We start from the raw sequence: 26,377 nt of genomic DNA on the forward strand, positions 1-26,377 counted from the left end.
GGCCAAAAACTCCCTCGCGTCGAACCGTCGCGGGAGCAACCATTCCTTCCATGTACGACATCCGTTTCGCCGAACCTGGCGACCTCGGCGCCACGATGGCGCTGCTGGTCCGGCTCCAGGCCGACAACGCGCATCACATCGGGTACCTCGGTGAGACAGTCGAAGAGCTCCGCGCGGAGCTCGGCGAGTTCGAGCCCAGCTGGGCCGACTGCACGGTGGTGGCCGTCGACGCCGACGACAACATCACCGGCATGCTCAGCGTGGAGATCGATCCCGAGCTGGGCCGAGCGTGGCTGCACGGACCGTTCGTCGACGTACCGGTCAACCACCCCGCGGGCAGCCGCATCTGGGACCAGACCGCCGACGCGATGTTCCGGCGCGCCGCCGAGCTCCTCACCGGCATCACCGACCTCGAGCTCTACGGGCACACCGCCCACCGGCGGCTCGCGGCGTTCGCCGAACGCCACGGCTTCTCGGCCGGCAAGGCGAGCGCCATCCACATACTCGACAACGGGGAGCTGCGCACGTTGCTGCTGAGGGACGCCAAGTGCCCCAGCGAGCGCGAGATGCGCGTCCTGCCCACCGACCGCTACGTGCACGAGGCCGTGGCCGTGTTGCACGAGCGGTGTTTCCCGCGGACGTATCTGTCCGGCAAGCAACTCGTCGAATCCAAACCCCAGACCCGCACCGTCGTCGTCGCCATGGACGGCGAACGCGTCATCGGGTACGCGGCGGGCAAAGCCCAGCCCGAGGAGTACTACGTCGACTTCGTGGCCGTCGAACCCGATGTTCGCGGTCAGGGCGTGGGCGCGGCGTTGATCACCGAACTGTTGTGGAAACTCGCGGCGGACCACGGTGCACGACCGCAGGCCGCCGCGTCGATCTACTCGGGCAACGAGTCGTCGCAGAACATGTTCGCCCGCCTAGGCTTTCGTCTCCACGTCGAGCTGGTCGCCTACCGGCACACCGCTTGAGTGGCGCAGTGACAACAACCCACCCACGAGCAAGGTGACCGCCACCCCCAGGGGCGTGTTCCACCAGCCGGTCAAGGACTTGCGGGTCGCGTCGGCCTTTGCGAAGTCGATCGTCGGCGTGCTGCCGACGAACTTGACCCCGAGAATCACGAAACCGACGACCAGCACCGTCGTCATGAACGCGATGATCGCGTCCGCCTGCGAGGCGCGCTTGAAGATGAGGCCGAGGAGGAAGGCCCCGAGCAGCGCGCCGTAGGTGTAGCCGGCGATGCCGAGCGCCTGCACCACGATCGGATCCGCCGTGGTCTTGTTCGAGGAGGCGAACAGGCCCGCGCAGACGATCAGCAGTCCCGCCCACACCAGGGTCCAGATCCGGCCGTGGCGCAGGCGTTCCTCGTCGGTCATCGGGGCCTTGCGCACGCGTTCGTAGACGTCCGTGACCGTGCTGGAGGCCAAGGCGCCCAACGACGACGACAGCGCGGCCGCGAGGATGCCTGCGATCACGAAGCCGGAGAGCCCGCTCGGCAGGTCGTTGACGATGAAATGGGCGAAGAGCTCGTCCTTGTTGTTGAGCCCCAGGCCCTTCACCGGGTCGACGCCCTGGTAGAACGCCCACATCATCACGCCGATGAACAGGAAGAACGCGAACTGCAGGAACACCACGAAACCGGAGGCGATCAACGCCTTCTGCGCTTCCTTCACGTTCCGCGTCGCCATCAGCCGCTGCACGATCAGCTGATCCGCGCCGTGCGAGGCCATCGACAGCAACGCGCCGCCGAAGAACGCGGCCACGAACGGGTAGGCGCCGGTCAGCGGCGACGAGGTGAAGTCGAAGAGCTGGAACTTGTTGGCGTCCACGGCGCTGCCGAACCAGCCGTCCGGCAGCTGCCCCGCCAGCACCCAGATGATCGCGACGCCACCGAGGACGTACCAGAGCATCTGGATGGCGTCGACCCACACGACCGCACGGGCGCCGCCGAAGAAGCTGTAGAAGACCATCGCGATGCCGAGCGCGACCACGATCGTCCAGTACGACGCGTCGACGCCGTAGTCCTTGAGCACGACCTTGATCGGGATCGCCGTCGCGAAGAGCCGGATGCCGTCCGCGAGCAGGCGCGTGAACAGGAACGTCACGGACGCGGTGGCGCGCATGCCGTCGCCGTACCGCCGGCCCAGATACGCGTACGCCGTGACGAGGTCGCCGGCGATGTAGCGCGGCAGCAGCACGAAGCTGACGATGATCCGGCCGACGACGTAGCCGAGCGCGAGCGTCAGGTACGTCATGCCGCCCTGCGCGGGTGTCGCCATGTAGGCGATCACCGGCACGCTCAGGACGGTGAGCGTCGACGTCTCCGCGGACACGACCGACAGGCAGACCACCCACCACGAGATGCGGCTCTCGCTGACGAAGTAGTCGGTGGACGACTTCTGCCTGCCGCCGATCCACGTGCCGAGCAACGGCATGCCGACGAGGAACAGGGCGATGATCGCGAGATCTAGAGCGCGCATTTCGGTTCCCCCACTTTCAGCTTGGTCACGGCGGTGGTGACGGGCTCCGGCAGCCTCAACGGCCCGTTTCCGGGCGTGATGCTCCCGAGCAGCCGCGGCCCGGACGCACCGGTCGCGGACGGCGTGTTGCCCGCGATCCCGTGCCACGTCAGGAATCCGAGCAGTGCGGCGAGGTAGGCCTCCTTGCCGTCGCGCGGCAGGCCCAGCGAGTCGCTGATCTTGAGCGGAATCGGGTCGAGCGCCTTCGCGAGCGCCTCGACGAGCACCGGGTTGCGCATGCCGCCACCGGACGCCACGACGGTGCTCGCGTCGTGGGCGCGGCAGGCGTCGGCGATGGTGCGGGCGGTCACCTCGACGAGCGTGCGCAGCATGTCCTCGGCCGGAACCGTCGGAAAGCCCTGCAGGTACTCGGCGTTGAAGTGCTCCTTGCCCGTCGACTTGGGCCAGGGCTTCGAGTAGTACGGGTCGGCGAGCAGCTTCTTGAGGACGTCTTCGCGCACGTGGCCGCGTTTGGCGAACTCGCCGTTGGTGTCCTGGCGTCGCTGGCCGTGGGAGATGACCTCCATGACGGCGTCCATCAGCGCGTTGCCTGGCCCTGTGTCGTAGGCGATCGGCGGCGTTCCCGGCCGCACGACGGTGATGTTGGCGATGCCGCCGATGTTCAGCGCGACCGCCGGTGCGTCACCGGCGAGCCAGAGCGCGTCGAGGGTGCTCGCCAGCGGGGCTCCCTGGCCGCCCGCGGCGACGTCGCGCACCCGCAGGTCGGCGACGACCGGCAGACCGGTGCGTTCGGCGATCCACGCGGGCTGCCCGAGCTGCAGCGTGCCGAGGCAGTCGCCGTCCTGCACCTCGTGGTGGACGGTCTGCCCGAGCGAGGAGATCAGGTCCGCCGGCAGGTACCCGGCGGCGACTTCGCCGAAAGCCTGCCCGAGCGCCGTGTCGAAGGCGCACACTTCAGCGAGGTTCCGCGGTTTCTCCAGCAGGTCCTTGGGGAAGGGGTGCTCGGCGCACTGCACCGGCACGAGCTCGACGACGTCGCCGTTGATCGACAGGTCGGCGACGGCCACGTCGATGCCGTCCATCGACGTGCCGGAAATCAGTCCGATCACCCTCACGACGTGTGGTCTATTCCACACTGTGGCCGGACGCAAGGGCTTTGGTGAAAACTTCGCCGAAATGAGCCATATGTGGTTGATGGGTCACATGACACCCTGTGAAACCATAAGGCCGTGTCGACCTCTTCCCTTGTCCTGATCCTCGTCGTCGTGGCGGTCGTGCTGATCGCCGCGCTGGTGACCGGTGTGGTGCTGACGCGTCGCCGTCGCATCAGCCTGAGCCAGAAGGAGGAGGGTCCTCGCACCGGCTACGAGGCCACGTCCGGGATCTCGCTGGCCCCGGCCAAGCCCGAGGTGGTCGAACCGGTCGAGCACCCGGTGGCCGACCGCACGGAGGTCGACGGCCAGCCCGGAGTCGGCGACGACGCCTCCGTGCCGCGCGACTCGGTGAAGCGCGGCTTCGTCGAGGTCGACCTGCCGGAACAGGCCTCAGAGGTCGAGGAGATCGAGCCGACCGAGGGCCGCCTGGAACGCCTGCGCGGCAAGCTGTCGAAGTCGCGCAACGCCTTCGGCACGTCGTTGCTCGGCCTGCTGGGCGCCGGCGACCTGGACGAGGACTCCTGGCAGGACGTCGAGGACACGCTGCTGATCGCCGACCTCGGTGCCGCGACCACGACCGAGATCGTCGACACGCTGCGCACGAAGATCGCCGGCTCCGGCGTGCGCACCGAGGCCGAGGCCCAGGCGCTGCTGCGTTCGGTGCTCGTCGACGCACTGGACCCGTCCATGGACCGGTCGTTGAAGGCGTTGCCGCACTCCGGCAAGCCCGCCGTGTTGCTCGTGGTCGGTGTCAACGGCGTGGGCAAGACGACCACCACCGGCAAGCTCGCGCGGGTCCTGGTGGCTGATGGCCGCACGGTGCTGCTGGGAGCCGCTGACACGTTCCGCGCGGCCGCGGCGGACCAGCTGGAGACGTGGGGCAAGCGGGTTGGCGCGGAGACCGTGCGCGGACCAGAGGGCGGCGATCCCGCCTCGGTCGCCTTCGACGCGGTGAAGCGCGGGATGGACTCCGGGGTCGACACGGTGCTGATCGACACGGCCGGGCGGCTGCACACCAAGGTCGGGCTGATGGACGAGCTCGGCAAGGTCAAGCGAGTCGTCGAGAAGCAGGCCGTGGTGGACGAGGTGCTGCTCGTGCTCGACGCGACCACCGGGCAGAACGGGTTGACCCAGGCTCGGGTGTTCGCCGAGCAGGTCGACATCACCGGGATCGTGCTGACGAAGCTGGACGGGACCGCCAAGGGCGGGATCGTGTTCCAGGTGCAGAGGGAGCTGGGTGTGCCGGTGAAGCTGGTCGGGCTGGGTGAGGGGCCTGACCACCTGGCGCCGTTCGAGCCGGGCGCCTTCGTGGACGCGCTGCTCGGCTGATCTTGTCGGACCCCGCGAGTACGTTGGGTTCTACCGATTCGCTGACCTACCAGTGAGCTGGGAACACTCGCCTGGTTGCTGCTACTGACGGGCCGCCTGTGAGCTGCGCCGTAACGGGTAGCACCTCGCGAACGCCGAACAGCGTCGCTGTGTGGTGCTACGCGTGCACGTTCTTGCGGAGGAGTGTCCCTGGCGTCGCCGCTACCAGCCGTCAGCGGTTGTCGAGCCTGTGTTCAAGCCAGCGGCGCGCGCCTTCGGTGGCGTCTGTCCCGGCGAACTTCCGCTCCCAGAGGCGTACGAGAGAGGCGGTGTATGCGGTGATCCCGTCCGGATCCGCTGCCCGGAACCCGTCGAGTTGCCCGGCCCATGCTTCAGCGTCTGAGGGCGAATGTCCTGCGGCGATGAGCCGAACAGCGACTTGAGCGCCGTCAACCCACGGAGCGCCAGACCTCCACCACGCCCGATCCACGACACGAGCGCGGTTCCGCGAGATGATCAGACTGCCTCGTCCTGCCACCCGCGCCGTCGAGTTGGCTCACCGGATGGGTGTGCACGGCACCGACCCTCGTCAGCCGTAAGGTGCCTCGACATGGCGACCACCATGCCCCCCCGAGACTTGCGCGCGGATGTCGAGACCTTGTGGGGATACCACGACATGGGGCACGAACCTCGCCGCTGCGACGTTGGTATCGGACTGGGCAGCCACGACCTCGGTGTCGCCACTCACACCGCCGAGCTCTATCACCAGGGCATGTTCCCGCGCATCGTGTTCACCGGCGCAAATGCGCCCACCACGATCGAACGATTCCCTCGCGGTGAAGCCGTGCACTACCGCGAACACGCCATCGCGCTCGGCGTGCCCGCCGAGGTGATCAGCATCGAGACCCAGGCCACCAACACCAGCCAGAACCTCACCAACAGTCGTCAGGTCCTTGCCGAGGCGGGGGTCCGACCCGAGTCGGTCATGCTGATCTCCCGGCCGTACCAGCAGCGACGAGCCTATGCGACCTGCCGCAAGGTATGGCCTGAGATCAACGTCGTGTGCTCGTCCCAACCGCTACCGCTCGACGAGTACATCGCCGGCATCGACGACGTCGACCGCGTGATCAACATGTTGGTCGGCGACACCCAGCGCATCACCGAGTACGCCCGACGAGGATTCGCCATTGAGCAGGACATGCCCGCCAACGTGGTCGATGCTTTCCAGCGACTTGTTGCGGCCGGGTACACCAGCCGCCTGATCTGACTACCGCTGACACGCGACCATCCCTCCAACGACTCGGAATAGGTCGCCAGGTCGGCAGATCTCTTGAGATGCAGGGGTTCCCAGCTCGGGGGTACCCCTGCGTCAGCTCGCCCGGTCCGCGAGCCTCTTCGCCACCGCCTGCACCTCCGGCAGGATCCGTGACACGGCCTCCTTGGTGAGCCGTCCCTCCGGCCCCGACACCGACACCGCCGCCAGCGTCGGCCCGCCGATCACCGGCACCGCGATGCACCGCACCCCGAGCTCCTGCTCGGACTCGTCCAGCGCGTAGCCGCGCTCGGCGATCTCGTCCAGCGAGTCCAGCAGCTCGGACGCGTCCGTGATCGTGTTCGGCGTGTAGGCCGGCAACCCGGTGCGTTCCAGCAGCGCCCGGACCTCGGCGCGCGGCAGCTGCGACAGCATCGCCTTGCCCACCCCGGTGCCGTGCGGCAGCAGGCGGCGGCCCACCTCCGTGAACATGCGCATCGAATGCTTCGACGGCACCTGCGCCACGTACACGACCTCGTCGCCGTCCAGCACGGCGAGGTTCGCGGTTTCCTCCACCGAGTCCACGAGCTGCGCCAGGAACGGGCGTGCCCAGGTGCCGTACTGGCGGGACGCGGTCTCGCCCAGGCGGATCAGGCGGGAGCCCAGGGTGTAGCGCCGGTTGCTGTTCTGGCGCACATAGCCCAGCGTGACAAGGGTGCGGATGAGCCGGTGGATCGTGGGCAGGGGAAGGCCCGAGGTCGTCGCGAGCTCCGAGAGCGAGGCCTCACCGCCTGCGTCTGCCAGGCGTTCCAGCAGGTCGAAGGCTCTTTGCAGGGACTGCACGCCACCAGTGGACACGTGCGGCTCCTCTCATTGCAGTTCCGCAATGCAAAAACTATAGTCCACACAGCAAAACCGAGAGAGGTGGATCCAGGTGCAGGTCCTCACCGAAGAGGCTCTTGAGTTCGTCGCGAAGCTGCACGAGGCGCACGCCGCGCGCCGGGACGAGCTGCTCGCCCTGCGCAAGGAACGGCGGCCTCTCGGGTTTCTGCCGGAGACGCAGCACGTCCGCGACGGCGAGTGGCGGGTGGCCGAGGCGCCAGAGCCGCTGCGGGACCGGCGCGTCGAGATCACCGGGCCCACCGAGCGCAAGATGACGATCAACGCGCTCAACTCCGGCGCCAAGGTGTGGCTCGCGGACCTCGAGGACGCGAACACGCCGCACTGGGACAACGTCGTGCAGGGGCAGGTCAACCTCTACGAGGCGGCGCGCGAGACGATCGAGTACACCTCACCGGAGGGCAAGGAGTACCGGCTCAAGGGCGGACCGTACCCGACGATCGTCGTGCGGCCGCGCGGGTGGCACCTCGACGAGCGCAACCTGGAGTTCGGTGGTCGCAAGGCCGTTGGCGCGCTCGTGGACTTCGGTTTGCACTTCTTCCACAACGCTTCGTTGGGTAAGCCCTACTACTACCTGCCGAAGATGGAGTCGCACCTCGAAGCGCGGCTGTGGAACGACGTGTTCACCACGGCGCAGAAGCTGCTCGGTGTTCCGTACGGCACCATCCGCGCGACGGTGCTCATCGAGACGATTCCCGCCGCGTTCCAGATGGAGGAGATCCTCTACGAGCTGCGCGACCACGCGTCGGGGCTCAACGCCGGACGGTGGGACTACCTGTTCAGCGTCATCAAGTACTTCCGGGACGCGGGCGCGGACTACGTGCTGCCGGACCGCAACAGCGTGACGATGACGGCGCCGTTCATGCGCGCGTACACCGAGCTTCTGGTGAAGACGTGCCACAAGCGCGGGGCGTTCGCCATGGGTGGCATGGCGGCGTTCATCCCGAACAGGCGCGACCCGGAGGTCACGGAGAACGCGCTGCGCAAGGTCCGTGAGGACAAGACGCGCGAGGCGAACGACGGCTTCGACGGGTCGTGGGTGGCGCACCCGGACCTGGTGCCGATCTGCCGCGAGATCTTCGACGGCGTGCTCGGCGACAAGCCGAACCAGATCGACAAGCAGCGGCCGGACGTCGAGGTCACGGCCGAGCAGCTGCTGGACTTCAAGTCGGCAGGCGGTTCGGCCACGCGAGCCGGGCTGGAGTCGGCCGTGGACGTCGGCGTGCGGTACATCGCGTCGTGGCTGGGCGGCAACGGCGCGGCGGCGATCCACAACCTGATGGAGGACGCGGCCACCGCCGAGATCTCGCGCTCGCAGATCTGGCAGTGGATCAACAACAAGGTCGTGCTCGATGACGGCACGCAGGTCACCGCCGACGCCGTGCGCGAAGTCCTGGCGCGCGTCGGAAAGGAGCTCGAGGGTCCGCACGTCGCGGCGGCCGTCGAGCTGTTCGAGCAGGTCGCGTTGTCCGAGGACTTCGTCGACTTCCTGACGCTGCCGGCGTACGAGCGCATCTGATGTACCGGACATCGCTGTCACCCGACGACGTCGCGCGGGTGACCGCGCGGTTGTCCACTGTGGAACGCAGCTGGCCGGTGGGCCGTCAGCCCGTGCACACGTGCTACGTGCCCGCCGGTCGCATCATCGCCACCACGATCAGCGACTGGGGCCGCGAGGCGCTGCAGTCGATCGAACCGGACCTGCTGCCCGAGCTGCCCGACGGCGTGCTCGACCGCGTCCGGGCGAAGCTCGTCCGGGAGCCGATCGAGGACCTGCGCATCGACTTCGAGGACGGCTACGGCGCGCCCGAGGACGACGTCGAGGACATGGACGCCGAGAGCACGGCGCACCTCGTGTCCCGCTGGCTGGAGGAGGGCAGCGCGCCGGCGTCGTTCGGCGTGCGGATCAAGTCGTTCGACACCAAGGCGTTGCGCGAGCGCGGCCTGCGCACGTTGGACATCTTCCTGACAGCACTGGGAGAGGTTCCGCCAGGTTTCGTGATCACCTTTCCGAAGGTGACATCTGCCGACCAGGTCGAGGTGTTCGGCGAGGTGCTCGACCTCTTCGGGAAGGATCTGAGGTTCGAGATCCAGGTCGAGACCACCCAGTCCATTGTGGACGGTGAGGGCAGGCTGGCGATCCCGAGGTTCATCGCGGCGGGCAGGGGCCGGGTGACCGGTCTGCACTTCGGCACCTACGACTACACGGCGGGCTGCGGGCTGTCCGCGGCGCAGCAGCACCTGGCACACGGCGCGTGCGACTTCGCGCGGCACGTCATGCAGGTTTCCGCTGCTGGGACCGGGGTGCGGCTGTCCGACGGCTCCACCAACGTGCTCCCCGTCGGAGATCAGAAGCAGCACGGCTGGGACACCCACTACCGGCTGGTGCGGCGATCACTGGAGCACGGTTTCTACCAGGGCTGGGATCTGCACCCGGTACAACTGGTGACACGATATGCGGCCGTTTACGCCTTCTACCGCGAGGGTTTGGCCGCCGACGCCGGCCGGTTGAAGTCCTATGTGCAACACGTCTCCGGTGGCGTGCTGGACGAACCCGCTACCGCCCAGGCGTTGTCGTCCTTCTTCCTCCGAGCGGTGGACTGCGGTGCGCTCGATCCGGTGGAAGTGCAGGTCGCGACGGGTCTGGACGAGTCAGCACTGAGAGACCTCGCAACCCGATCGGGCTGACCGGGTCATCACCCGTTCGTGTGTTTCTGTCAATGGGTGTCGAATGTTCCCGGCAATGGGTGCAGGGTGACTCGCATGAGCATGCGTGCTGGTCTCTGGACCGGGCTACCCGACCTCGACGCGGCGGAGCACAAGTACCAGGTCGTCGCGTGCGAAGCGGATGTGGACACGTTGATCGGCCTGCTCGCCAGGCCCGAGTGCAACGACGGATCGCTCGACCACTTCGGCAGGCCGCTGACCGCCGAGGGCGATCCGGACCACAACGTGGTGCTCGCCGTGCGGGGCGGCTGGGGCTACATGTACTACGTCGACAACGCGTTCATGGGCTGGCCGAAGGGGTCGGACGAGGCGCCTTACGTCAACGAGAAGTACACCGACTTCCCGCCTGGCGTGGGCGTTCCACTCGACCTGTACAGGCAGCTGATCATCGAGTTCATGACGACCGGGGAGCGGCCGACCGGGGTGGACTGGTACTGCGAGGCGGATCTGTTCCACTCGTGGCGGGACCAGCAGATGTCGTTGCGGGGAACCGAAAACCGCTGACTCTCAGCTTCCGGCTGGTTCAATGGCTCCATGAAGGCCGTGGTGATCGGTGGGGGAATCGCCGGCTTGTTGGCGGCTCGGGTGCTGACCGAGTCGTTCGACGACGTGGTGGTCCTGGAACGCGACAAGCTGTCCGACGAGCCCGAGTACCGGGCGGGTGTGCCGCAGGGCAGGCACGTGCACGGGTTGCTCGTGCGCGGCGGCGAGATCATGGAGGGGCTGTTTCCCGGTCTGCGTGACGAGCTCGTGGAGGCCGGAGCGCACCTGATGGACGCCGGGGAGATGCGGATCCTCAACCCGCTGGGGTGGGTGGCCTCGACGCGGACCGGGCTGCCGCTGCTCGTGGTGAGCAGGCCGTTGCTGGAGACGCACGTCCGGCGGCGGGTCACCGCGAAGATCGTGGACGACGTGCAGGTCACCGGGCTGTCGTTTCGTGGATCCACTGTGGACGGTGTGCTGACGGCGGACGGGCGGGTCGACGCGGACCTCGTGGTGGACGCGTCCGGGCGCTCGTCGAAGCTGCCGAAGTGGCTGGCAGGGGCGGGGATCGTGGTGCCGGAGCCGGACGAGGTCGACTCGCGGACCGGGTACGCGACGCGGCTCTACACGGCGCCGGAGGGCTTCCCCGTCGTGATCGCCGAGTCGCTGGCCTCGCCGGACGTCTCCCGTGGCGGCATCGTGATGCGCATCGAGGGGGATCGGCTGATGGTCACGGCGCAGGGGGCCGGTGGTGATCACCCGCCGCGGGATCCCGAGGGGTTCCAGCGGTTCCTGGACTCGTTGCGCGGGCCCATCGCCGGGATGCTGGCGGAGGCCGAGCCGCTCACGCCCGCGTACCTGTTCGCGCGGACGGCCAGCCGGCGGTTCGCGTTCGAGCGGACGCCGGGGTGGCCCGGTGGGCTCGTCGCGGTCGGGGACGCGGTGTGCGTGTTCAACCCCGTTTACGGGCAGGGGATGACGGTTGCCGCGATGGCCGCGCTGTTGTTCCGGCGGCACGAGGACTTCAGTGCGAAGGGGTGCCGGGACTTCCAGCGCAAGGTCGCGAAGACGGCGCAGAGCGCGTGGGTGCTGTCCAGCAACGCCGATCAGGGTTGGGTGGAGGGCGCCCACGCGCCTGGGCCGATCAAGCGCGCGTTCGGGTGGTACATGAAGAAGTGGCAGGTCGCGCTCGTGCACGATCAGGACGTGTTCCGGCGGTTCGTCCGGGTCGTGCACATGGTGGATTCGCCTGCCGCGCTCATGAACCCGGTGGTGTTCAGAAGGCTGGCAAAGTACTCCAGGCGAGACCCGCGTCGGGGGCGTCGTCGCGCAGGACCGAACCCTCGATGAGGCCGTACGGGCGGTCGGCGGCGTAGAAGACCTCGTTGTCGTTCTCCAGGCCGAACGGGCTGAGGTCCACCAGGAAGTGGTGCTTGTTCGGCATGGAGAGCCGTACCTCGGCCACCTCCGGGCGGGCCTGAAGCACCGCCTCGCCCATCGCGTAGAGGGTCTGCTGCAACGACAGGGAGTGCTTGTCCGCGAACGTCTTCAGCATGATCGAGCGGATCTCGGTGAACGACTTCGCCCAGTCCACGTCCGTGCCGACGTAGCGCCACCGCGCGGTCACCGACGTCGCCAGGATGCGGTCGTTCGTCTCCTTCAGCGTCGTGTACGGGTCCTTCGGGTAGCCGTGGAACTCCGAACCGGTGGACTTCAGCACCACCAGGTCGCGCACGCCGGACACCACCCAGGCCTGGGAGCCTTCGATCGTCACGGCCGTGGTGCGCTTCTCGTCCGAGCCGCGCACGAACGAGTGGTCGTGGCCGTCGATGCGCTCCCAGCCGTGCTCGTCGATCAGGATCCGCGCACCCGTGATCGCCTCCTGCGACGACACGAAGTGGCGGCCCAGGCGCAGCGCGAAGTCCTCGATCTCACCGACCGGGGCCTGCTTGGCGAACGCGTAGACGGTGTTCTTCTGCGTGTCGGTCGCGAGCACCTTGGCGTTGTCGCCGGTGAGGTGCGTGTCGGCGAGGTCGCCGCGCAGCGACGTGCTGACCGTCAGGTCCTTGATCGTGTGCACGGAACCGTTGCGCGACACCGTGACGAGGCGGTTCTCCGCCTTCCCGTACTGGTTGGGGCCCAGGACTATGGCCATGTTGTTCAGCTCCCGATCAGCTTCTGCAGCCGCAAGGCGGCGATCTTCGCGAGTTCGTCGTTGACGACGCGGAGCTCGACGTCCGGCGGGTTGTCCATTCGCGAGGACAGGTTGTCGAGCATCTCCGCACCGCTCAGGCCGGTCGCGCACACCAGGTAGATGTGCCCGAACCGATCCTCGTACGCGGCGTTCGCAGCCGCCAGGCGATCAGCCTGGGAGCTGTCCACACCGGACTGTTCGGACCGCGACCACTTCGCCGACACCCCACCTGTCTTCTGTCGTTCGCCGATGCGCGGGTGCCCGGCGATGGCGCCGAGCACCTCCTCGTCGGAAAGTCCTTGTGCGGCAACGTGAGAAGCCGCGAGGAGTGCATCCATCGACGCGTACGGCCTGCCCGCCACTATCGCGTCGACCCAGCGGGGTACCGCGAGGCACTCGGTGAGCAGAGGTCGCAGTTCGGCCTCCGGGGCGCTGTTGAAGCTCTCCACGGCTCTCCAAGTTTCTGTATCGCGGAATCTAGTTTCCACATTCTTGACCCGCGCCAAGTGAGATGTCTAGTGTCTCCGTAGAACGAAATCCAACTTCCGCAATGTGGAAGGAACTCGCCAGATGTTCGACGCAAACCTGTCCATGCTCTTCACCGAGCTGCCGTTGCTGGAACGCCCGGCAGCGGCGCGGGCCGCCGGGTTCGACGCGGTCGAGATCTGGTGGCCGTTCGCGGACGCCGTACCCGAGACGCGCGAGATCGAGGCGTTCGAGAGCGCCGTCTTCGACGCCGGGGTGCGCCTGGTCGGCCTCAACTTCTACGCGGGGGACATGCCGGCAGGAGACCGCGGGCTCGCGAGCTGGCCCGGCCGCGAGACCGAGTTCCGCAACAACGTCGAGGTCACCGTCGCCATCGCCGCCCGCCTCGGCTGCCGCACGCTCAACGCGCTGCACGGCAACTTCGAGACCACCGCGCAGACCATCTCCAACTACCGCTTCGCCGCCGACGTCGCGGCGGAGATCGGCGCCCAGATCGTGATCGAACCGCTGAGCGGCGCGCCGAAGTACCCGATCAAGACCGCCCACCAGGCGTTCGAGCTGATCGACGAGATCGACCGCGGCAACGTCAAGCTGCTCGCCGACCTCTACCACCTCGCCACGAACGGCGACGACCTCGACACCCTCGCCGACCACGTCGACCGCATCGGTCACGTGCAGATCGCCGACGCTCCCGGACGCGGTGAGCCCGGCACCGGCGAGCTCGACCTCTTCGGGCACCTCGCGAAGCTCCGCGCCAACGGCTATTCGGGCTTCGTCGGCGCCGAGTACAAGCCCGTCACCCACTCCTTCGCTTGGAGGGACAACGCATGACCCGCATCGGTTTCATCGGTCTCGGCATCATGGGCAGCCCGATGGCGGCCCACCTGGTAGCCGCCGGGCACGACGTGACGGGCTTCGACCTCAGCTCCGCGTCTCTGGAAAAGCTGGTCGTGGACGGTGGCAAGGCCGCCGCGAGCGCTCAGGAAGCCGTGAGCGGCGCCGAGGTCGTCATCACGATGCTGCCGAACCACCCGCAGGTCGAGGCGGTCGTCAACGAGGTCACGTTCGACGACGGCACGTTGCTGATCGACATGAGCACGATCCGCCCGTCCACGTCGATCGAGATCGCGCGCAGGCTGAGCCACGTCCGCGTGCTCGACGCGCCCGTGTCGGGCGGTCAGACCGGTGCCCAGCAGGCCAGCTTGAGCATCATGGTCGGCGGCGAGGAAGCCGACTTCGCGGCCGCGCGCCCGTTCCTGGAGATCGTCGGCAAGACGATCGTCCACGTCGGACCGCATGGCGCGGGCCAGGTGGTGAAGGCCGCGAACCAGCTGATGGTCGGCGGCATCTACGCGCTGGTCGCCGAGGCGATCGTGCTGCTGGAGGCGTCCGGCGTCGACCCCAAGGCGGGCCTCGACGTGCTCGCGGGCGGTCTCGCGGCCAACCGGATCCTCGACCTCAAGCGCGAGACGATGATCGCGCGCGAGTTCCAGCCCGGCTTCCGGATCGACCTGCACCACAAGGACATGGGCATCGCATTGGACGCGGCACGCGCCGCCGACGTCGCGCTGCCGGTCACCAACCAGATCGCCGCACTGGTCGCGGCGGCCCGCGCGCAGGGTTACGGCTCGCTCGACCACTCCGCGCTGCTCAAGGTCATCGAGAACTTCGCGGGAAGGGCCTGACATGCCGAAGATCCCTGTCATGCAAGCGGTCGTCGAGATCCTCAAGTCCGAGGGCATCGACACCGTGTTCGGCTGCCCCGGCGCCGCGATCCTGCCGCTGTACAAGGCGATGGAGCAGGACGGTTCCATCGAGCACCTCATCGTCCGCCACGAGGAGGGCGCCACGCACATGGCCGACGGCTGGTCGCGCACGACCGGCAACGTCGGTGTCGCGATCGGCACGAGCGGTCCCGCCGGCACGAACATGATCACCGGCCTCTACACCGCGCAAGCCGACTCCGTGCCGATCCTTTGCATCACCGGCCAGGCCGCGGTGTCGAAGCTGCACCAGGAGGCGTTCCAGGCCGTCGACATCGTCTCGATCGCCGCGCCCGTCACGAAGTGGGCGGTGCAGGTCAAGGAAGCCGCGCAGATGCCGTGGATCTTCCGCGAGGCGTTCCGGATCGCCCGCTCCGGCCGTCCTGGCCCGGTCCTGATCGACCTGCCGATCGACGTGCAGAAGCAGGAGATCGAGTGGGACCCCACGATCGACGAGCCGTTGCCGGTGCAGAAAAGCGTTCCGAGTGACGCGCGGGTCGAGCGCGCGTTGGAGATGCTGCTGGCCGCCGAACGCCCGCTGCTGCTCGCCGGAGGCGGTGTCATCCTCGGCGAGGCGTCCGCCGAGCTGCTGGAGCTGGCCGAGTACCTGCAGATCCCGATCCAGGCCACGTTGATGGGCAAGGGCGCGATCGACGAGGACCACCCGCTGTACGCGGGCATGACCGGCATCCAGACCTCGCAGCGCTACGGCAACGCGTCGTTCCTGGAGTCCGACCTGGTGCTGGCGCTGGGCGCGCGGTTCGGCGACCGGCACACCGGTGACCTCGCCACCTATCGCGGCTCCCGCAAGTTCATCCACGTCGACGTCGAGCCCACGCAGATCGGCAAGGTCTTCGGGCCGGACCTCGGGATCGTCGCGGACACCAAGCTGTTCCTGAAGGCCCTGCTGGACAAGGCGAAGCAGCAGGGCCCGCGGGCGGCGGGAGCGTGGGTCGACCGCTGCCAGGAGCTCAAGCGGACGCTGCTGCGGCGCGAGGACTTCGACACCGTCCCGGTGAAGGCGCCGCGGGTGTTCAAGGAGATCAACGAGTTCTACGGCCCGGACACCTACTTCGTCACGGCCATCGGGCTTTACCAGATCTGGTCCGGCCAGCACCAGAAGGCGCACAAGCCGCGGCACTACCAGGTGTGCGGCCAGGCCGGGCCGCTCGGCTGGGAGATCCCGGCGGCCATCGGGGTCAAGAAGGCGCGACCGGACGCCGAGGTCGTCGGCATCGTCGGCGACTACTCGTTCCAGTTCCTGGTGGAGGAGCTCGCGGTCGGCGCCCAGTACGACGTGCCGTTCGTGCTGATCATGCTGAACAACGAGTACCTCGGCCTGATCCGGATGGCCGAGGACCACGGTGGCTACGACATGAAGTACGAGGTCGACATCCACTACGACACGACCGGCTCGGACAACGTCAAGATCATGGAGGCCTACGGCTGCTCCGGCATCCGCGTGGCCGATCCCGGCGAGATCCGCAGCTCGCTGGAATGGGCGCGCAAGGAGGCCGATCGCACGCAACGCCCGGTGCTCGTCGAGATCATGATCGAACGCGAGGGCAACACCGCGAACGGCACGTCCATCGCCGCGATGAGGGAATACGAGCCCATCCCGTGAGTCATGTCGTCGTCGCGCCGGACAAGTTCAAGGGATCGCTCACCGCCCCGCAGGTCGCCGCCGCCGTCGCGCGCGGCCTGCGGGAGGCGGCCCCGGACGTGGCCGTGCGCTGCCTCCCGGTGGCCGACGGCGGCGACGGCACCGTCGACGCCGCCGTCGCCGCCGGGTTCATGAAGGTGGGGCGCTGGGTCACCGGCCCGGTGGGCAAGCCGGTGCCCGCGTCCTTCGCGATCAGGGGCACGACCGCCGTGGTCGAGGTGGCGTCGGCGGCCGGGCTGACGTTGCTGGAGCGGCCGGCACCGCTCGACGCCACCAGCCACGGCGTCGGTGAGCTGCTCAAAGCCGCGCTGGACACCGGCTGCACCACGATCGTGCTCGGGCTGGGCGGCAGCGCGTGCACGGACGGCGGCGCGGGGATGCTGGAGGCGCTGGGCGACACGTCGTTCGACGGCGTCGACCTCGTGCTGGCCTCGGACGTGGACAACCCGCTGCTCGGGCCGAGTGGTGCCGCCGCGGTCTACGGCCCGCAGAAGGGCGCTTCACCCGACCAGGTCGAAATCCTCGAAGCCCGGCTCGCGGCCTTCGCCGAACGGATCGGGCCTGACCACGCGGAACGGCCGGGAGCCGGTGCGGCCGGCGGGATCGGGTTCGCCGCGCTCGCGGTCCTGGGTGCGCGGTTCCGGCCCGGCATCGAGGTGGTGCTGGACCTGGTCGGGTTCGCCGACGCCGTGCGGGACGCGTCGCTGGTGATCACGGGCGAGGGCTCGCTGGACGCGCAGACCCGGCACGGCAAGGCACCGTTCGGCGTGGTCAGGGCATCGGGTGACGTCCCGGTGGTCGCGGTGGCAGGCCAGTGCTCCGTCGAACCCGGTGACCTGGGGCTGAAGGCGGCCTACGCGTTGCTGGACGTCGAGCCGGACGTCACGAGGTGCATGGCGCGGGCGGAGACGCTCCTCACCGGACTCGGCGGTCGCATCGCCCGCGACTGGGTGTCAGAGTGAGCGGCATGGACCTCGTCTTCCGCGCCCGCAGGGTGATCACCCCGCAGGGCGAGATCGCGTGCGACGTCGGTGTCGTCGACGGCCGGATCGTCGCCGTCGAACGGCACATCGACTCGCCGAACGTCGTGCACCTCGCGGACGACGAGGTGCTGCTGCCCGGCCTGGTCGACACCCACGTGCACGTCAACGATCCCGGCCGCAGCGAGTGGGAGGGTTTCGAGACCGCCACGAAGGCCGCTGCCGCCGGTGGCGTCACGACGATCATCGACATGCCGCTGAACAGCATCCCGCCGACGGTGGAGCTGGAGGCGCTGGAGATCAAGCGCAAGGCGGCGGCGAACGTGTCGGTGGACGTCGGGTTCTGGGGCGGCATCGTGCCGGGCAACCTGGCCGACCTGAAGCCGTTGCACGAGGCAGGGGTGTTCGGCTTCAAGTGCTTCCTGCTGCACTCCGGGGTCGACGAGTTCCCCGCCGTCACCACGGCCGAGCTGGAACTGGCGCTGCGCGAACTGGCGACGCTCGACGCGTTGACGATCGTGCACGCCGAGGACGCGCACACGGTTCGTGACGCGGAGCCGGACTACGCGGGGTTCCTGGCGTCTCGTCCGCGCGAGGCCGAGAACAAGGCGATCAGCGATGTCGTCGAGCTGACCCGCAGGACCGGCGCTCGCACGCACATCCTGCACCTCTCGTCGTCGGACGCGCTCTCGATCCTGGAGGCCGCCAAGCGCGACCGGCTGCCGATCACCGCCGAGACGTGCCCGCATTACCTCACGTTCACCGCGGAGGAGATCCACGACGGGCAGACGGAGTTCAAGTGCTGCCCGCCGATCCGCGAGGAGGCGAACCGCGAGGCGCTGTGGTGGGGGCTGCGGGAAGGCCTCATCGACCTCGTGGTGAGCGACCACTCGCCGAGCACGGTGGAGCTGAAGGAAGGCGACTTCGCCACGGCGTGGGGCGGCATCGCCTCGCTGCAGCTCGGCCTGCCCGCGGTGTGGACGGGCGCTCGGGAAAGGGACTTCCAGCTCACCGACGTCGTCCGCTGGATGGCCGCCCACCCGGCCCGCCAGGTCGGGCTGGAGACCAAGGGCGCGATCGAACCCGGCAAGGACGCCGACCTCGTGGTGTTCGCGCCGGACGAGACGTTCGTGGTGGACAAGAACAAGCTCCACCACCGCAACCCGGTCACGCCCTACCACGGCCGCACGCTGCACGGCGTGGTCCGGCAGACGTGGTTGCGCGGCAAGGAAATCGGTCAGACCAGGGCAAGTTTGCCCCAAGGAAAGCTGCTCAGAAGAGGAGAAGCATGACGGAGTGGACCCGGCTGCCCGATCTCGCCTCACGCGCGGTCGGGGGTGGTGTGGTGTGGGCGAACGACGAGCTGTTCGCCGAGCGGGAGAACCTGATCAAGCCAGCCGAGCCGGTCTACCAGACCTACACCTTCGGCCACAAAGGACAGATCTACGACGGCTGGGAGACCAGGCGCCGTCGTGAGCCGGGGGTCGACCAGGCGGTGATCCGGCTCGGCATGCCCGGTGTCGTGCGCGGAATCGTCGTCGACACGGCGTTCTTCAAGGGCAACTACCCGCCGTTCTGCTGGGTCGAGGGCGCCCAGGTCGACGGCTACCCGTCCGCCGACGAGATCACCGACTGGTTCCCGCTGGTCGAACGGTCGGCGCTGAAGGGCGACGAGAAGCACTTCTTCGACGTGCGCGAGGGCCGCCGCGTCACGCACGTCCGCCTCACCATCGACCCCGACGGCGGCGTCGCCCGGCTGCGCGTCCACGGCGAACCGATCGCGGATCCGCGGTTGCTCGTGCCCGGCATCGACCTCGCCGCACTGGAGAACGGCGCGGTCGTCACCGGTTGCAGCAACATGTTCTACAGCTCGCCCAACAACCTCATCGCGCCCGGCCAGGCCACGGTCATGGGCGAGGGCTGGGAGACCGCGCGCCGCCGTGACGACGGCAACGACTGGGTGTCCGTCCGGCTCGCCGCACCCGGCGTCGTGCGGCTGGTCGAGCTCGACACCAGTCACTTCAAGGGCAACGCGCCGGGCTGGGCGTCGGTGCGCGGCTGCGACGAGCGCAAGGATCCCGAGGCGTGGTTCGACGTCCTGCCGCGCACCCGGCTGCAGCCCGACACGCGGCACCGGTTCGTCGTGGACGGTGTCGAGGCGACGCAGGTGCGGCTCGACATCTACCCCGACGGAGGCATGGCGCGGCTCCGCGTCGTAGGCACCCCTACGAGTGACGGCCTAGAGCAGCTGCAGGCGATGTGGGCCAAAACGACTAACTGACTGTGGTTGTCCGACCACAGGCTGATTCTTTTACCTTCCTCGGTCGGTTGTCTGCGTCACACGATCGGTGGAAGCGTTTCCTCCCGCAAGATCGGGGATCTAGGGAGGAAATCCATGCAACCGATGGTGCGCGCCTTCGGGGCCGCGCTCGCGAGTTCTGCATTGGTACTGGGTATGTCGCCGCTCGCGTCCGCCGCGCCGGAAGGGCAGCCGGAGTTCCCGGTGGGCGCGATCGACTGGAAGCCGTGTGCCGAGGTGCCAACGGTCGACTGCGGCTTCCTCGAGCTGCCGATCGACTACGCCAAGCCGAACGGTGAGAAGTTCAAGCTGGCCGTGTCGCGCCGAAAGGCGACCGACCAGTCGCAGCGCATCGGCGCGATGGTGATCAACCCCGGTGGGCCGGGTGGCTCGGGTGTCGACTTCGGCATGTACGCGGACAAGTACTTCAGCAAGGAGATCTCGGACAAGTTCGACATCATCGGGTTCGACCCGCGTGGTGTCGCGCGCAGCCAGCCGATCAAGTGCTCCGCCGACCTGCTGCGCAAGCAGCCGTCGGAGTACCCGAAGACCGAGGCCGAGTTCAACCAGCTGGTCGCGTTCAACAAGGAGCTGCGCGCGGACTGCCGCAAGCAGTCCGGTTCGATCTTCGACCACGCTTCGACGTTCGACGTCGCGAACGACATCGACTCGATCCGCCGCGCCCTGGGCGAGAAGAAGATCAACTACTACGGCGTCTCCTACGGCACGATCATGGGTCAGCACTACGCGGCGCAGTACGGCCGCAACATCCGCGCCATGATCATCGACTCCAACATGGACCACAGCCTCGGCACGTGGAAGTTCCTGGAGACCGAGGCGCGCGGTGCGCAGGACATGTTCAACGAGTGGGTCAAGTGGAACGACCGCACTCCGTCCTCCCCGCTGTACGGCAAGGACGTGCGCAAGATCTGGAAGGACCTGCTCGCCAAGGCGGCCCGCGGTGAGCTGACCTACCCCGACGGCACCAAGATGACGCCGGAGAACCTCGGCTCGATGGTCGTCGGCATGGGCTACGGGCCCGCGTTCAAGCAGTTCGCCCAGCGGGTCAAGGAACTGAGCGAGGGCGCTCCGGTGGCCGCGTCGGCGTTCGCGGAGGGTGAGACGTTCGAGAACCCGTTCGCGGGCATCTTCTGCAACGACTACAACCTCCGCGTCAGCTCGTGGGGCGAGTACCGGGCGCTGAATGCCATGGAGAACCGCGTCGCGCCGGACACCCTCGGCTCGTCGATCGGCCACGGCGCGATGATGGGCTGCGTCGGGTTCCCGAAGGCCACGAACCCGCAGCGGCCGTTGAAGATCAAGAACGCGCCGAAGATCCTGATGACCAACTCCAGGTACGACACGGCGACGGTCTACGAGTGGGCGGTCAACGCGCACCGGCAGACCCGTGACACCACCGTCTTCGTGACCTACGAGGGCTGGGGCCACGGCGTCTACGACCGCAGCGAGTGCACCCTGAAGATCAACGACGAGTACCTGGTCTCGTTGAAGCTGCCACGCAACGGCACGACGTGCGCCGCCGTCGAGCCTCCTGCGCAGGCGTCGATCCTGTCCGAGAAGCCGAAGATCGCAGGACCTTTCTAGATCCGGTGGTCAGGTGACGGGGGCGCTTTCCCGAGGTCCGGGGAAGCGCCCCTAACAACGTTCGCCTGGACGCCATCGCTCGCCACACCACACGAAATGCCCGTCGGCGTCAGCGGGCCGGGGTTCGGTGACCAGTCCCTGCTGCGGCGGCGCGAGCTGGGTCCTGGTGACGCCGTCGAGCGTGTAGTCGACCTCGACCTGCCAGTCGGCGGCCATGTCGCCGTGCACCTCGACCTCGATGTCCTGCCGGTAGCCCTCCACCGGCACCTGCTGCGGGAACGAACCCGCGACGGCGTACACGGTCTGTTTGCCCGCGTCGACCTGCACTCGGGTGGCGGCGGGTTCGGCAGGCCCGGCGCAGTGGTACAGGTACTTCGCCTTGCGGTGCAGGGGTGTGACGGCGTCCACCCGGAGCCGGACCGCGGTGATGACGAGCTGCTGCTGCGGCTGCGGCCGCACCTCCAGGGTCACTCTGGTGTGGCCGGAGTGCGGGACGACCTTCATGGCGGCGAACGGATCGGCACAGGTCCCCGTCGTGGGCCGGACCTCGCCGACCACCTGTTCTCCCTGCGTGATGACGTCCCACCCGTGTGCGCTCGCGACGGTGACCTTCAGCTCCTGGGGTGCGGGACCAGGCGGCGTGGTCGTTCCCGCTGGACGAGCCGCTGGGGCGTACGGGAAGAAGCTGACGTTGGACATGACGACGGCGAACGCGATGAAGGCCGAACAGGTCACGACCACCAGGGCGATCCCGAAGAGGCGCATCAGCCGACGGTATCCAGCAAGCCCGCCCGGTGTGGTCGATTGCCTCGGAAGAGGGAAGACCTGGGTCACTCGTCGTTATCGGCCCGGCACCGTGAGGGTGCGGAATCGTGACCGTGAACCCCGCGAAACGCAGACGTAACACGTCCAGGTCGTCAGTTCACCTCCGCGAAACGTTCCACGTAAGCGGGTGAAACAGGACGTCTCGATGCTCCCTGCAACCGACGTGCAGTGGAGGTCGACGTGAACACAGGTGACACGGCCTGGGTGCTGATCAGCGCAGCGCTGGTCATGCTCATGACGCCGGGCCTGGCCTTCTTCTACGGGGGCATGGTCCGTTCCAAGAGCGTCCTGAACATGCTCATGATGAGCTTCATTTCCCTGGCCGTGGTCAGCGTCCTCTGGGTGCTGTACGGCTACAGCCTGGCGTTCGGCAACGACCTCGGAGCGGGTCTGCTGGGCAACTTCGACAACATCGGGCTCAAGGGGATCATCGGCACGCTGGGCGGTCCGGCGGACCACCAGTTCCCGACGATGGCCTTCGTGATGTTCCAGCTGATGTTCGCGATCATCACGCCCGCCCTGATCTCCGGTGCGATCGCCGACCGCGCGAAGTTCTGGGGCTGGACGCTGTTCATCGGCCTGTGGGTCACGATCGTGTACTTCCCGGTCGCGCACTGGGTGTTCGCCTTCTCCAGCGCTGACGGTTCCGTCGTCGGTGGCTGGATCGCCAACAACCTGAAGGCGCTCGACTTCGCCGGTGGTACCGCGGTCCACATCAACGCCGGTGCCGCGGGTCTCGCCGTAGCGCTCGTGCTCGGCAAGCGCAAGGGCTGGCCGAAGGAGCCGATGCGGCCGCACAACCTGCCGTTCGTGCTGCTCGGTGCCGCTCTGCTGTGGTTCGGCTGGTACGGCTTCAACGCCGGTTCGGCGCTGGGTGCCAACGAGACCGCCGCCGTCGCGTTCACCACGACCACCGTTGCCACCGCCGCCGCCGTCCTCGGCTGGCTGCTCGTCGAGCAGATCCGCGACGGCAAGCCGACCACCCTGGGTGCCGCGTCCGGTGCGGTCGCCGGCCTCGTCGCGATCACGCCCGCCTGTGCCTTCGTGAGCCCGCTCGGCGCCATCGCGATCGGCGTCATCGCCGGTGCGCTGTGCAGCCTCGCCGTCGGCCTCAAGTTCCGCTTCGGCTACGACGACTCGCTCGACGTCGTCGGTGTCCACCTCGTCGGCGGTCTCGTCGGTACGCTGCTGATCGGTTTCTTCGGCACCACCAGCGTCAACTCGGCCGGCGCCGACGGCCTCTTCTACGGCGGCGGGTTCGGCCTGCTCGGCAAGCAGGCGGTCGCGGCCGTCGCGGTGCTCGCCTTCTCGTTCGTCCTCACCTTCATCATCGCGTTCGTGGTGAACAAGACGGTCGGCTTCCGCGCTCCTGAGGAGTCCGAGGTCTCCGGCATCGACGAGGCGGAGCACGCCGAGTCCGCGTACGAGTTCGGCGCGTTCTCCAGCGCTCGCGGTGCGAACAAGGGCAGTGTGACTGCGGGTGCGACCGCGGTTCTCGAGGGGAGCAACAAGTCATGAAGCTGGTCACCGCGATCATCAAGCCGTTCACGCTCGACGACGTGAAGAGCTCCCTGGAACAGCTCGGGGTGCTGGGCATGACCGTCAGCGAGGTGCAGGGCTACGGCCGCCAGAAGGGCCACACCGAGGTCTACCGGGGCGCCGAGTACTCCGTGGACTTCGTGCCCAAGATCAAGATCGAGGTCGTCGTGGACGACAACCAGGTCGACAAGGTCCTGGAAGCGGTGGTCGAGTCCGCCCGCACCGGCAAGATCGGTGACGGCAAGGTCTGGGTCACTCCGGTCGACGCCGTGGTGCGAGTGCGCACGGGCGAACGTGGATCGGATGCGCTCTAAATAATTGAGGAGACGGCCCGTGGAGAACAACGAAACGGCCGTCGTCACGGCTGACGACCTGGTGCGAGCACGCGAACGGCTGCTCGCGCCAGGTCGTCGTCGCCTTGCCGCCGAACCTCTGCGCGAAGCACTCGTGGACCTGCACGAGTTCTGGTTGACCAAACACGCGGGGGGAGCGGGGATATCCGGATCGGGTATCGCGCTCGTGGCGGTCGGCGGGCTGGGGCGGCGTGAGCTCGTGCCCTACTCCGACCTCGATCTGGTTCTCGTCCACAACGGCGTCAAGAACATCGATCAGATCGCCGAGAAGCTCTGGTACCCGCTGTGGAACTCCGGCATCGGCCTCGACCACTCGGTCCGCACGGTCGGTGAGGCGCTCCGCGTCGCCGCGGGCGACCTGCGGACCGCGTTGGGACTGCTGGACATCCGGCACATCGCCGGTGACCAGGAGGTCTCGCAGAAGCTCGCCGAGGGCGCGCGGCAGGCGTGGCGCGGCAACGTGCGCAACCGCCTGGACGAGATCGCCGAGTCGTCGCAGAAGCGCTGGGGACGCGGTGGCGAGATCGCGCACCGCGTCGAACCCGATCTGAAGCACGGCCGTGGTGGCCTGCGTGACCTGACCATTCTGGACGCCTTGTCCGTCGCTCAGCTGGTGGACCGGCCGTCCGCGGATGTCGGCGAGGCCCGCAAACTGCTCTTGGACGTGCGCACGGAACTTCGCCGGGTGGCACGGAAACCGCGTGATGTCCTGCGGGCGCAGGACGGTGACGAGGTCGCCTCGGCGCTGGGGCTGACCGACCGGTTCGCTTTGGCCCGTTCGCTGTCCTCGGCCGCACGGACGGTCGTCTACGCGTTCGACGTCGCGATGCGGACGGCTCGTGCCGCCGCACCGAAGCGCGGCCTCGGGGCCTTCCTGCGGGGGCAACCGCCGCGCCGACCGTTGGACGAAGGCGTTGTGCTGCACGGGTCCGAGGTCTCTCTGGCTCGTGACGCGATTCCCAGCCGTGATCCCGCGTTGTTGTTGCGGGTTGCCACGGCCGCGGCTCGCAGCAAGCACCCGATCGCGTCCGGCACGTTGACGCGGCTCGCGGACTCGGCGCCGGAGCTGCGCCAGCCGTGGCCGCGGGAGGCTCGCGAGGAGCTGCTGGCGTTGCTGGGCAGCGGCAGCGGGCTCGTGGACGTCGTGGAAGCGTTGGACCGCACGGGTTTGTGGGGCCGGCTGTTCCCCGAGTGGGGTGCGGTGCGGGACCTGCCGCCGCGCGACGCCGCGCACATGTGGACGGTCGACCGGCACCTGGTCCAGACGGTCGCGCAGGCGGCGCGGCTGGCGACGACGGTGTCGCGGCCGGACCTGTTGCTGCTGGGCGCGTTGGTGCACGACATCGGCAAGGGCCGGCCGCAGGACCACTCCGAGGTGGGTGCCGCGCTGGCGACCCAGATCGGCGAGCGGATCGGGTTGTGGCCGCAGGACGTCGAGACGCTGTCGATGATGGTCCGGCACCACCTGCTGTTGCCGCACACCGCGACCCGGCGTGACGTCGAGGACGAGGCGACCGTGCACCGGGTCGTGGAGACGCTCGGTGGCGACGCCGTCCTGCTCGAACTGCTGTACGCGTTGGCAGAAGCCGATTCCCTCGCGACCGGCCCCGGCGTGTGGACCGACTGGAAGGCCGCGTTGCTGGCCGACCTGGTCAAGCGCTGCCGCAAGGCGATGGCGGGGGAAGCGTTGCCCAAGCCGGAACCGCTCGATCCCGCGCACGTGGCGATGGCGGAACGCGTTGCGGCGTCGGGGAAACCGGACGTGCTGCTGGAGAAGCAGGAGCACGCGGCGATCGTGACGGTGCTCGCGCCGGACCGTCCCGGCATGCTGTCCAAGGCGGCGGGCGTGCTCGCGTTGAACTCGTTGGAGGTCCACGCGGCGACGTTGCGCTCGCACGGCGGCGCGACGGTGGACGCGTTCACGGTGTCGCCGCGGTTCGGCTCGCTGCCGGACGCGTCGTTGCTGCGGGAACAGCTGTCCAGGGCGATCGAGGGCTCGCTGCCGTTGGCGGACAAGCTCGCTGCGAAAGAACGCGACTACGGCGGCCCGCCGCAGGACCCGCCGCCCGCGAAGGTGCTGTGGTTCGACGACGAGGCGACGGGCGCGGTGGTGCTGGAGCTGCGCGCGGCGGACCGGATCGGGCTGCTGCACAAGGTGGCAGGAGCGTTGGAGCAGTGCGGCGTCGACGTGCAGTGGGCGCGTGTGTCCACGTTGGGCGCGACGGTCGTCGACTCGTTCAGCATCACGGGCGCGGACCTGGATCGGCGCCGGATCGAACGGGCGGTGCTGGAGGCGGCCAGGTAGAGGTTGAGTAGCACTACGCACAACCTCTCCGGGTGCTCACGCTCCTGCGCGGTTCCGG

Annotated in this window: 23 protein-coding genes; 17 read left to right on the plus strand and 6 right to left on the minus strand. The window is 68.3% G+C overall.

From position 1 onward, the window contains the following. Positions 1-50: 50 nt before the first annotated feature. Complete coding sequence (locus IEZ09_RS27520; protein WP_189256674.1) at positions 51-974, plus strand: GNAT family N-acetyltransferase; 924 nt, start codon at positions 51-53, stop codon at positions 972-974. Here IEZ09_RS27520 and IEZ09_RS27525 read toward each other — a convergent pair. Together IEZ09_RS27525 and IEZ09_RS27530 are read right to left on the minus strand one after the other, a co-directional pair. Further along, positions 924-2,483 carry a sodium:solute symporter gene (locus IEZ09_RS27525; RefSeq protein ID WP_189256675.1) on the minus strand — a complete coding sequence of 520 codons (1,560 nt, stop codon included), beginning with the start codon at positions 2,481-2,483 and terminating at the stop codon, positions 924-926. The genes IEZ09_RS27520 and IEZ09_RS27525 overlap by 51 nt on opposite strands. Continuing rightward, positions 2,471-3,592: an anhydro-N-acetylmuramic acid kinase gene (locus IEZ09_RS27530; RefSeq protein ID WP_189256747.1), complete on the minus strand. Its 1,122-nt coding sequence runs from the start codon at positions 3,590-3,592 to the stop codon at positions 2,471-2,473. The genes IEZ09_RS27525 and IEZ09_RS27530 overlap by 13 nt, the downstream gene beginning before the upstream one ends. Positions 3,593-3,712: 120 nt before the next feature. Between IEZ09_RS27530 and ftsY the strand changes: the two genes are divergently transcribed. Then, entirely contained in the window at positions 3,713-4,966 is a 1,254-nt protein-coding gene (ftsY, locus tag IEZ09_RS27535) for a signal recognition particle-docking protein FtsY (RefSeq protein ID WP_189256676.1), read from the plus strand. Between the two features lie 589 nt (positions 4,967-5,555). Then, a complete protein-coding gene (locus IEZ09_RS27540) occupies positions 5,556-6,212 on the plus strand; it encodes a YdcF family protein (RefSeq protein ID WP_189256677.1) in 657 nt (218 codons plus the stop codon). 102 nt (positions 6,213-6,314) lie between these two features. Here the strand turns inward: IEZ09_RS27540 and IEZ09_RS27545 are convergent, their stop codons facing one another. Continuing rightward, a complete protein-coding gene (locus tag IEZ09_RS27545; RefSeq protein WP_189256678.1) occupies positions 6,315-7,055 on the minus strand; it encodes an IclR family transcriptional regulator in 741 nt (246 codons plus the stop codon). 76 nt (positions 7,056-7,131) lie between these two features. On the opposite strand from IEZ09_RS27545, the gene aceB reads away from it, so the two are divergent. The 4 genes from aceB (at position 7,132) to IEZ09_RS27565 (ending at position 11,657) form a co-directional block, all read left to right on the plus strand. Then, a complete protein-coding gene (gene aceB / locus IEZ09_RS27550; RefSeq protein ID WP_229813008.1) occupies positions 7,132-8,616 on the plus strand; it encodes a malate synthase A in 1,485 nt (494 codons plus the stop codon). Beyond that, positions 8,616-9,785, plus strand: coding sequence for a DUF6986 family protein (locus IEZ09_RS27555; protein ID WP_189256679.1), 1,170 nt, complete (start codon positions 8,616-8,618; stop codon positions 9,783-9,785). Before aceB ends, IEZ09_RS27555 begins: the two co-directional genes overlap by 1 nt. 75 nt (positions 9,786-9,860) lie before the next feature. Next, on the plus strand, positions 9,861-10,328 hold the full coding sequence (locus tag IEZ09_RS27560) for an Imm1 family immunity protein (protein WP_189256680.1): 468 nt from the start codon (positions 9,861-9,863) through the stop codon (positions 10,326-10,328). Between the two features lie 30 nt (positions 10,329-10,358). Then, complete coding sequence (locus IEZ09_RS27565; RefSeq protein WP_189256681.1) at positions 10,359-11,657, plus strand: FAD-dependent oxidoreductase; 1,299 nt, start codon at positions 10,359-10,361, stop codon at positions 11,655-11,657. On the opposite strand, the gene pucL is transcribed toward IEZ09_RS27565, so the two are convergent. Next, entirely contained in the window at positions 11,584-12,462 is an 879-nt protein-coding gene (gene pucL / locus IEZ09_RS27570) for a factor-independent urate hydroxylase (RefSeq protein WP_189256682.1), read from the minus strand. The genes IEZ09_RS27565 and pucL overlap by 74 nt on opposite strands. A 5-nt stretch (positions 12,463-12,467) precedes the next feature. Beyond that, positions 12,468-12,989, minus strand: coding sequence for a 2-oxo-4-hydroxy-4-carboxy-5-ureidoimidazoline decarboxylase (uraD, locus tag IEZ09_RS27575; protein WP_267899906.1), 522 nt, complete (start codon positions 12,987-12,989; stop codon positions 12,468-12,470). A gap of 82 nt (positions 12,990-13,071) precedes the next feature. On the opposite strand from uraD, the gene IEZ09_RS27580 reads away from it, so the two are divergent. From IEZ09_RS27580 to IEZ09_RS27610, 7 genes are all read left to right on the plus strand, one after another. Continuing rightward, a complete protein-coding gene (locus IEZ09_RS27580; protein WP_189256683.1) occupies positions 13,072-13,818 on the plus strand; it encodes a hydroxypyruvate isomerase family protein in 747 nt (248 codons plus the stop codon). Beyond that, positions 13,815-14,672 carry an NAD(P)-dependent oxidoreductase gene (locus tag IEZ09_RS27585; RefSeq protein WP_189256684.1) on the plus strand — a complete coding sequence of 286 codons (858 nt, stop codon included), beginning with the start codon at positions 13,815-13,817 and terminating at the stop codon, positions 14,670-14,672. Before IEZ09_RS27580 ends, IEZ09_RS27585 begins: the two co-directional genes overlap by 4 nt. Position 14,673: 1 nt before the next feature. Beyond that, positions 14,674-16,374 (plus strand): glyoxylate carboligase, encoded by a 1,701-nt coding sequence (gcl, locus tag IEZ09_RS27590; protein ID WP_189256685.1) that lies wholly within the window; start codon positions 14,674-14,676, stop codon positions 16,372-16,374. Then, positions 16,371-17,375 carry a glycerate kinase family protein gene (locus IEZ09_RS27595; protein ID WP_189256686.1) on the plus strand — a complete coding sequence of 335 codons (1,005 nt, stop codon included), beginning with the start codon at positions 16,371-16,373 and terminating at the stop codon, positions 17,373-17,375. Before gcl ends, IEZ09_RS27595 begins: the two co-directional genes overlap by 4 nt. Positions 17,376-17,380: 5 nt before the next feature. Then, positions 17,381-18,685, plus strand: a complete 1,305-nt coding sequence (allB, locus tag IEZ09_RS27600; RefSeq protein ID WP_189256687.1) for an allantoinase AllB — start codon at positions 17,381-17,383, stop codon at positions 18,683-18,685. Continuing rightward, on the plus strand, positions 18,682-19,674 hold the full coding sequence (gene alc, locus IEZ09_RS27605) for an allantoicase (RefSeq protein WP_189256688.1): 993 nt from the start codon (positions 18,682-18,684) through the stop codon (positions 19,672-19,674). The genes allB and alc overlap by 4 nt, the downstream gene beginning before the upstream one ends. A 114-nt stretch (positions 19,675-19,788) precedes the next feature. Beyond that, positions 19,789-21,297, plus strand: coding sequence for an alpha/beta fold hydrolase (locus tag IEZ09_RS27610; protein WP_189256689.1), 1,509 nt, complete (start codon positions 19,789-19,791; stop codon positions 21,295-21,297). 51 nt (positions 21,298-21,348) lie between these two features. Here IEZ09_RS27610 and IEZ09_RS27615 read toward each other — a convergent pair whose 3' ends face one another. Continuing rightward, complete coding sequence (locus IEZ09_RS27615) at positions 21,349-22,062, minus strand: hypothetical protein (RefSeq protein ID WP_189256690.1); 714 nt, start codon at positions 22,060-22,062, stop codon at positions 21,349-21,351. A gap of 240 nt (positions 22,063-22,302) precedes the next feature. Here IEZ09_RS27615 and IEZ09_RS27620 point away from each other — a divergent pair, with 240 nt between their 5' ends. Genes IEZ09_RS27620 through IEZ09_RS27630 form a run of 3 tightly spaced genes read left to right on the plus strand, consistent with a single transcriptional unit; the run spans position 22,303 to position 26,319 of the window. Beyond that, positions 22,303-23,640, plus strand: coding sequence for an ammonium transporter (locus IEZ09_RS27620; RefSeq protein ID WP_189256691.1), 1,338 nt, complete (start codon positions 22,303-22,305; stop codon positions 23,638-23,640). Beyond that, a complete protein-coding gene (locus IEZ09_RS27625; protein WP_189256692.1) occupies positions 23,637-23,975 on the plus strand; it encodes a P-II family nitrogen regulator in 339 nt (112 codons plus the stop codon). The genes IEZ09_RS27620 and IEZ09_RS27625 overlap by 4 nt, the downstream gene beginning before the upstream one ends. A 19-nt stretch (positions 23,976-23,994) precedes the next feature. Continuing rightward, positions 23,995-26,319, plus strand: coding sequence for a [protein-PII] uridylyltransferase (locus IEZ09_RS27630; RefSeq protein ID WP_189256693.1), 2,325 nt, complete (start codon positions 23,995-23,997; stop codon positions 26,317-26,319). The last annotated feature ends 58 nt before the right edge of the window (positions 26,320-26,377 follow it).

The sequence above is a fragment of the Lentzea flava genome (genome assembly GCF_014648475.1).
In the GTDB taxonomy this organism is placed as follows: Bacteria; Actinomycetota; Actinomycetes; order Mycobacteriales; family Pseudonocardiaceae; genus Lentzea; species Lentzea flava.

Bases quoted from the DNA above. Each gene is read 5' to 3' on its own strand.
- IEZ09_RS27520 (WP_189256674.1), top strand. From the start codon at position 51: ATGTACGACATCCGTTTCGCCGAACCTGGCGACCTCGGCGCCACGATG.
- IEZ09_RS27525 (WP_189256675.1), bottom strand. From the start codon at position 2,483: ATGCGCGCTCTAGATCTCGCGATCATCGCCCTGTTCCTCGTCGGCATG.
- IEZ09_RS27540 (WP_189256677.1), top strand. From the start codon at position 5,556: ATGGCGACCACCATGCCCCCCCGAGACTTGCGCGCGGATGTCGAGACC.
- IEZ09_RS27555 (WP_189256679.1), top strand. From the start codon at position 8,616: ATGTACCGGACATCGCTGTCACCCGACGACGTCGCGCGGGTGACCGCG.
- IEZ09_RS27560 (WP_189256680.1), top strand. From the start codon at position 9,861: ATGAGCATGCGTGCTGGTCTCTGGACCGGGCTACCCGACCTCGACGCG.
- IEZ09_RS27565 (WP_189256681.1), top strand. From the start codon at position 10,359: ATGAAGGCCGTGGTGATCGGTGGGGGAATCGCCGGCTTGTTGGCGGCT.
- pucL (WP_189256682.1), bottom strand. From the start codon at position 12,462: ATGGCCATAGTCCTGGGCCCCAACCAGTACGGGAAGGCGGAGAACCGC.
- IEZ09_RS27580 (WP_189256683.1), top strand. From the start codon at position 13,072: ATGTTCGACGCAAACCTGTCCATGCTCTTCACCGAGCTGCCGTTGCTG.
- IEZ09_RS27585 (WP_189256684.1), top strand. From the start codon at position 13,815: ATGACCCGCATCGGTTTCATCGGTCTCGGCATCATGGGCAGCCCGATG.
- gcl (WP_189256685.1), top strand. From the start codon at position 14,674: ATGCCGAAGATCCCTGTCATGCAAGCGGTCGTCGAGATCCTCAAGTCC.
- allB (WP_189256687.1), top strand. From the start codon at position 17,381: ATGGACCTCGTCTTCCGCGCCCGCAGGGTGATCACCCCGCAGGGCGAG.
- alc (WP_189256688.1), top strand. From the start codon at position 18,682: ATGACGGAGTGGACCCGGCTGCCCGATCTCGCCTCACGCGCGGTCGGG.
- IEZ09_RS27610 (WP_189256689.1), top strand. From the start codon at position 19,789: ATGCAACCGATGGTGCGCGCCTTCGGGGCCGCGCTCGCGAGTTCTGCA.
- IEZ09_RS27615 (WP_189256690.1), bottom strand. From the start codon at position 22,062: ATGCGCCTCTTCGGGATCGCCCTGGTGGTCGTGACCTGTTCGGCCTTC.
- IEZ09_RS27625 (WP_189256692.1), top strand. From the start codon at position 23,637: ATGAAGCTGGTCACCGCGATCATCAAGCCGTTCACGCTCGACGACGTG.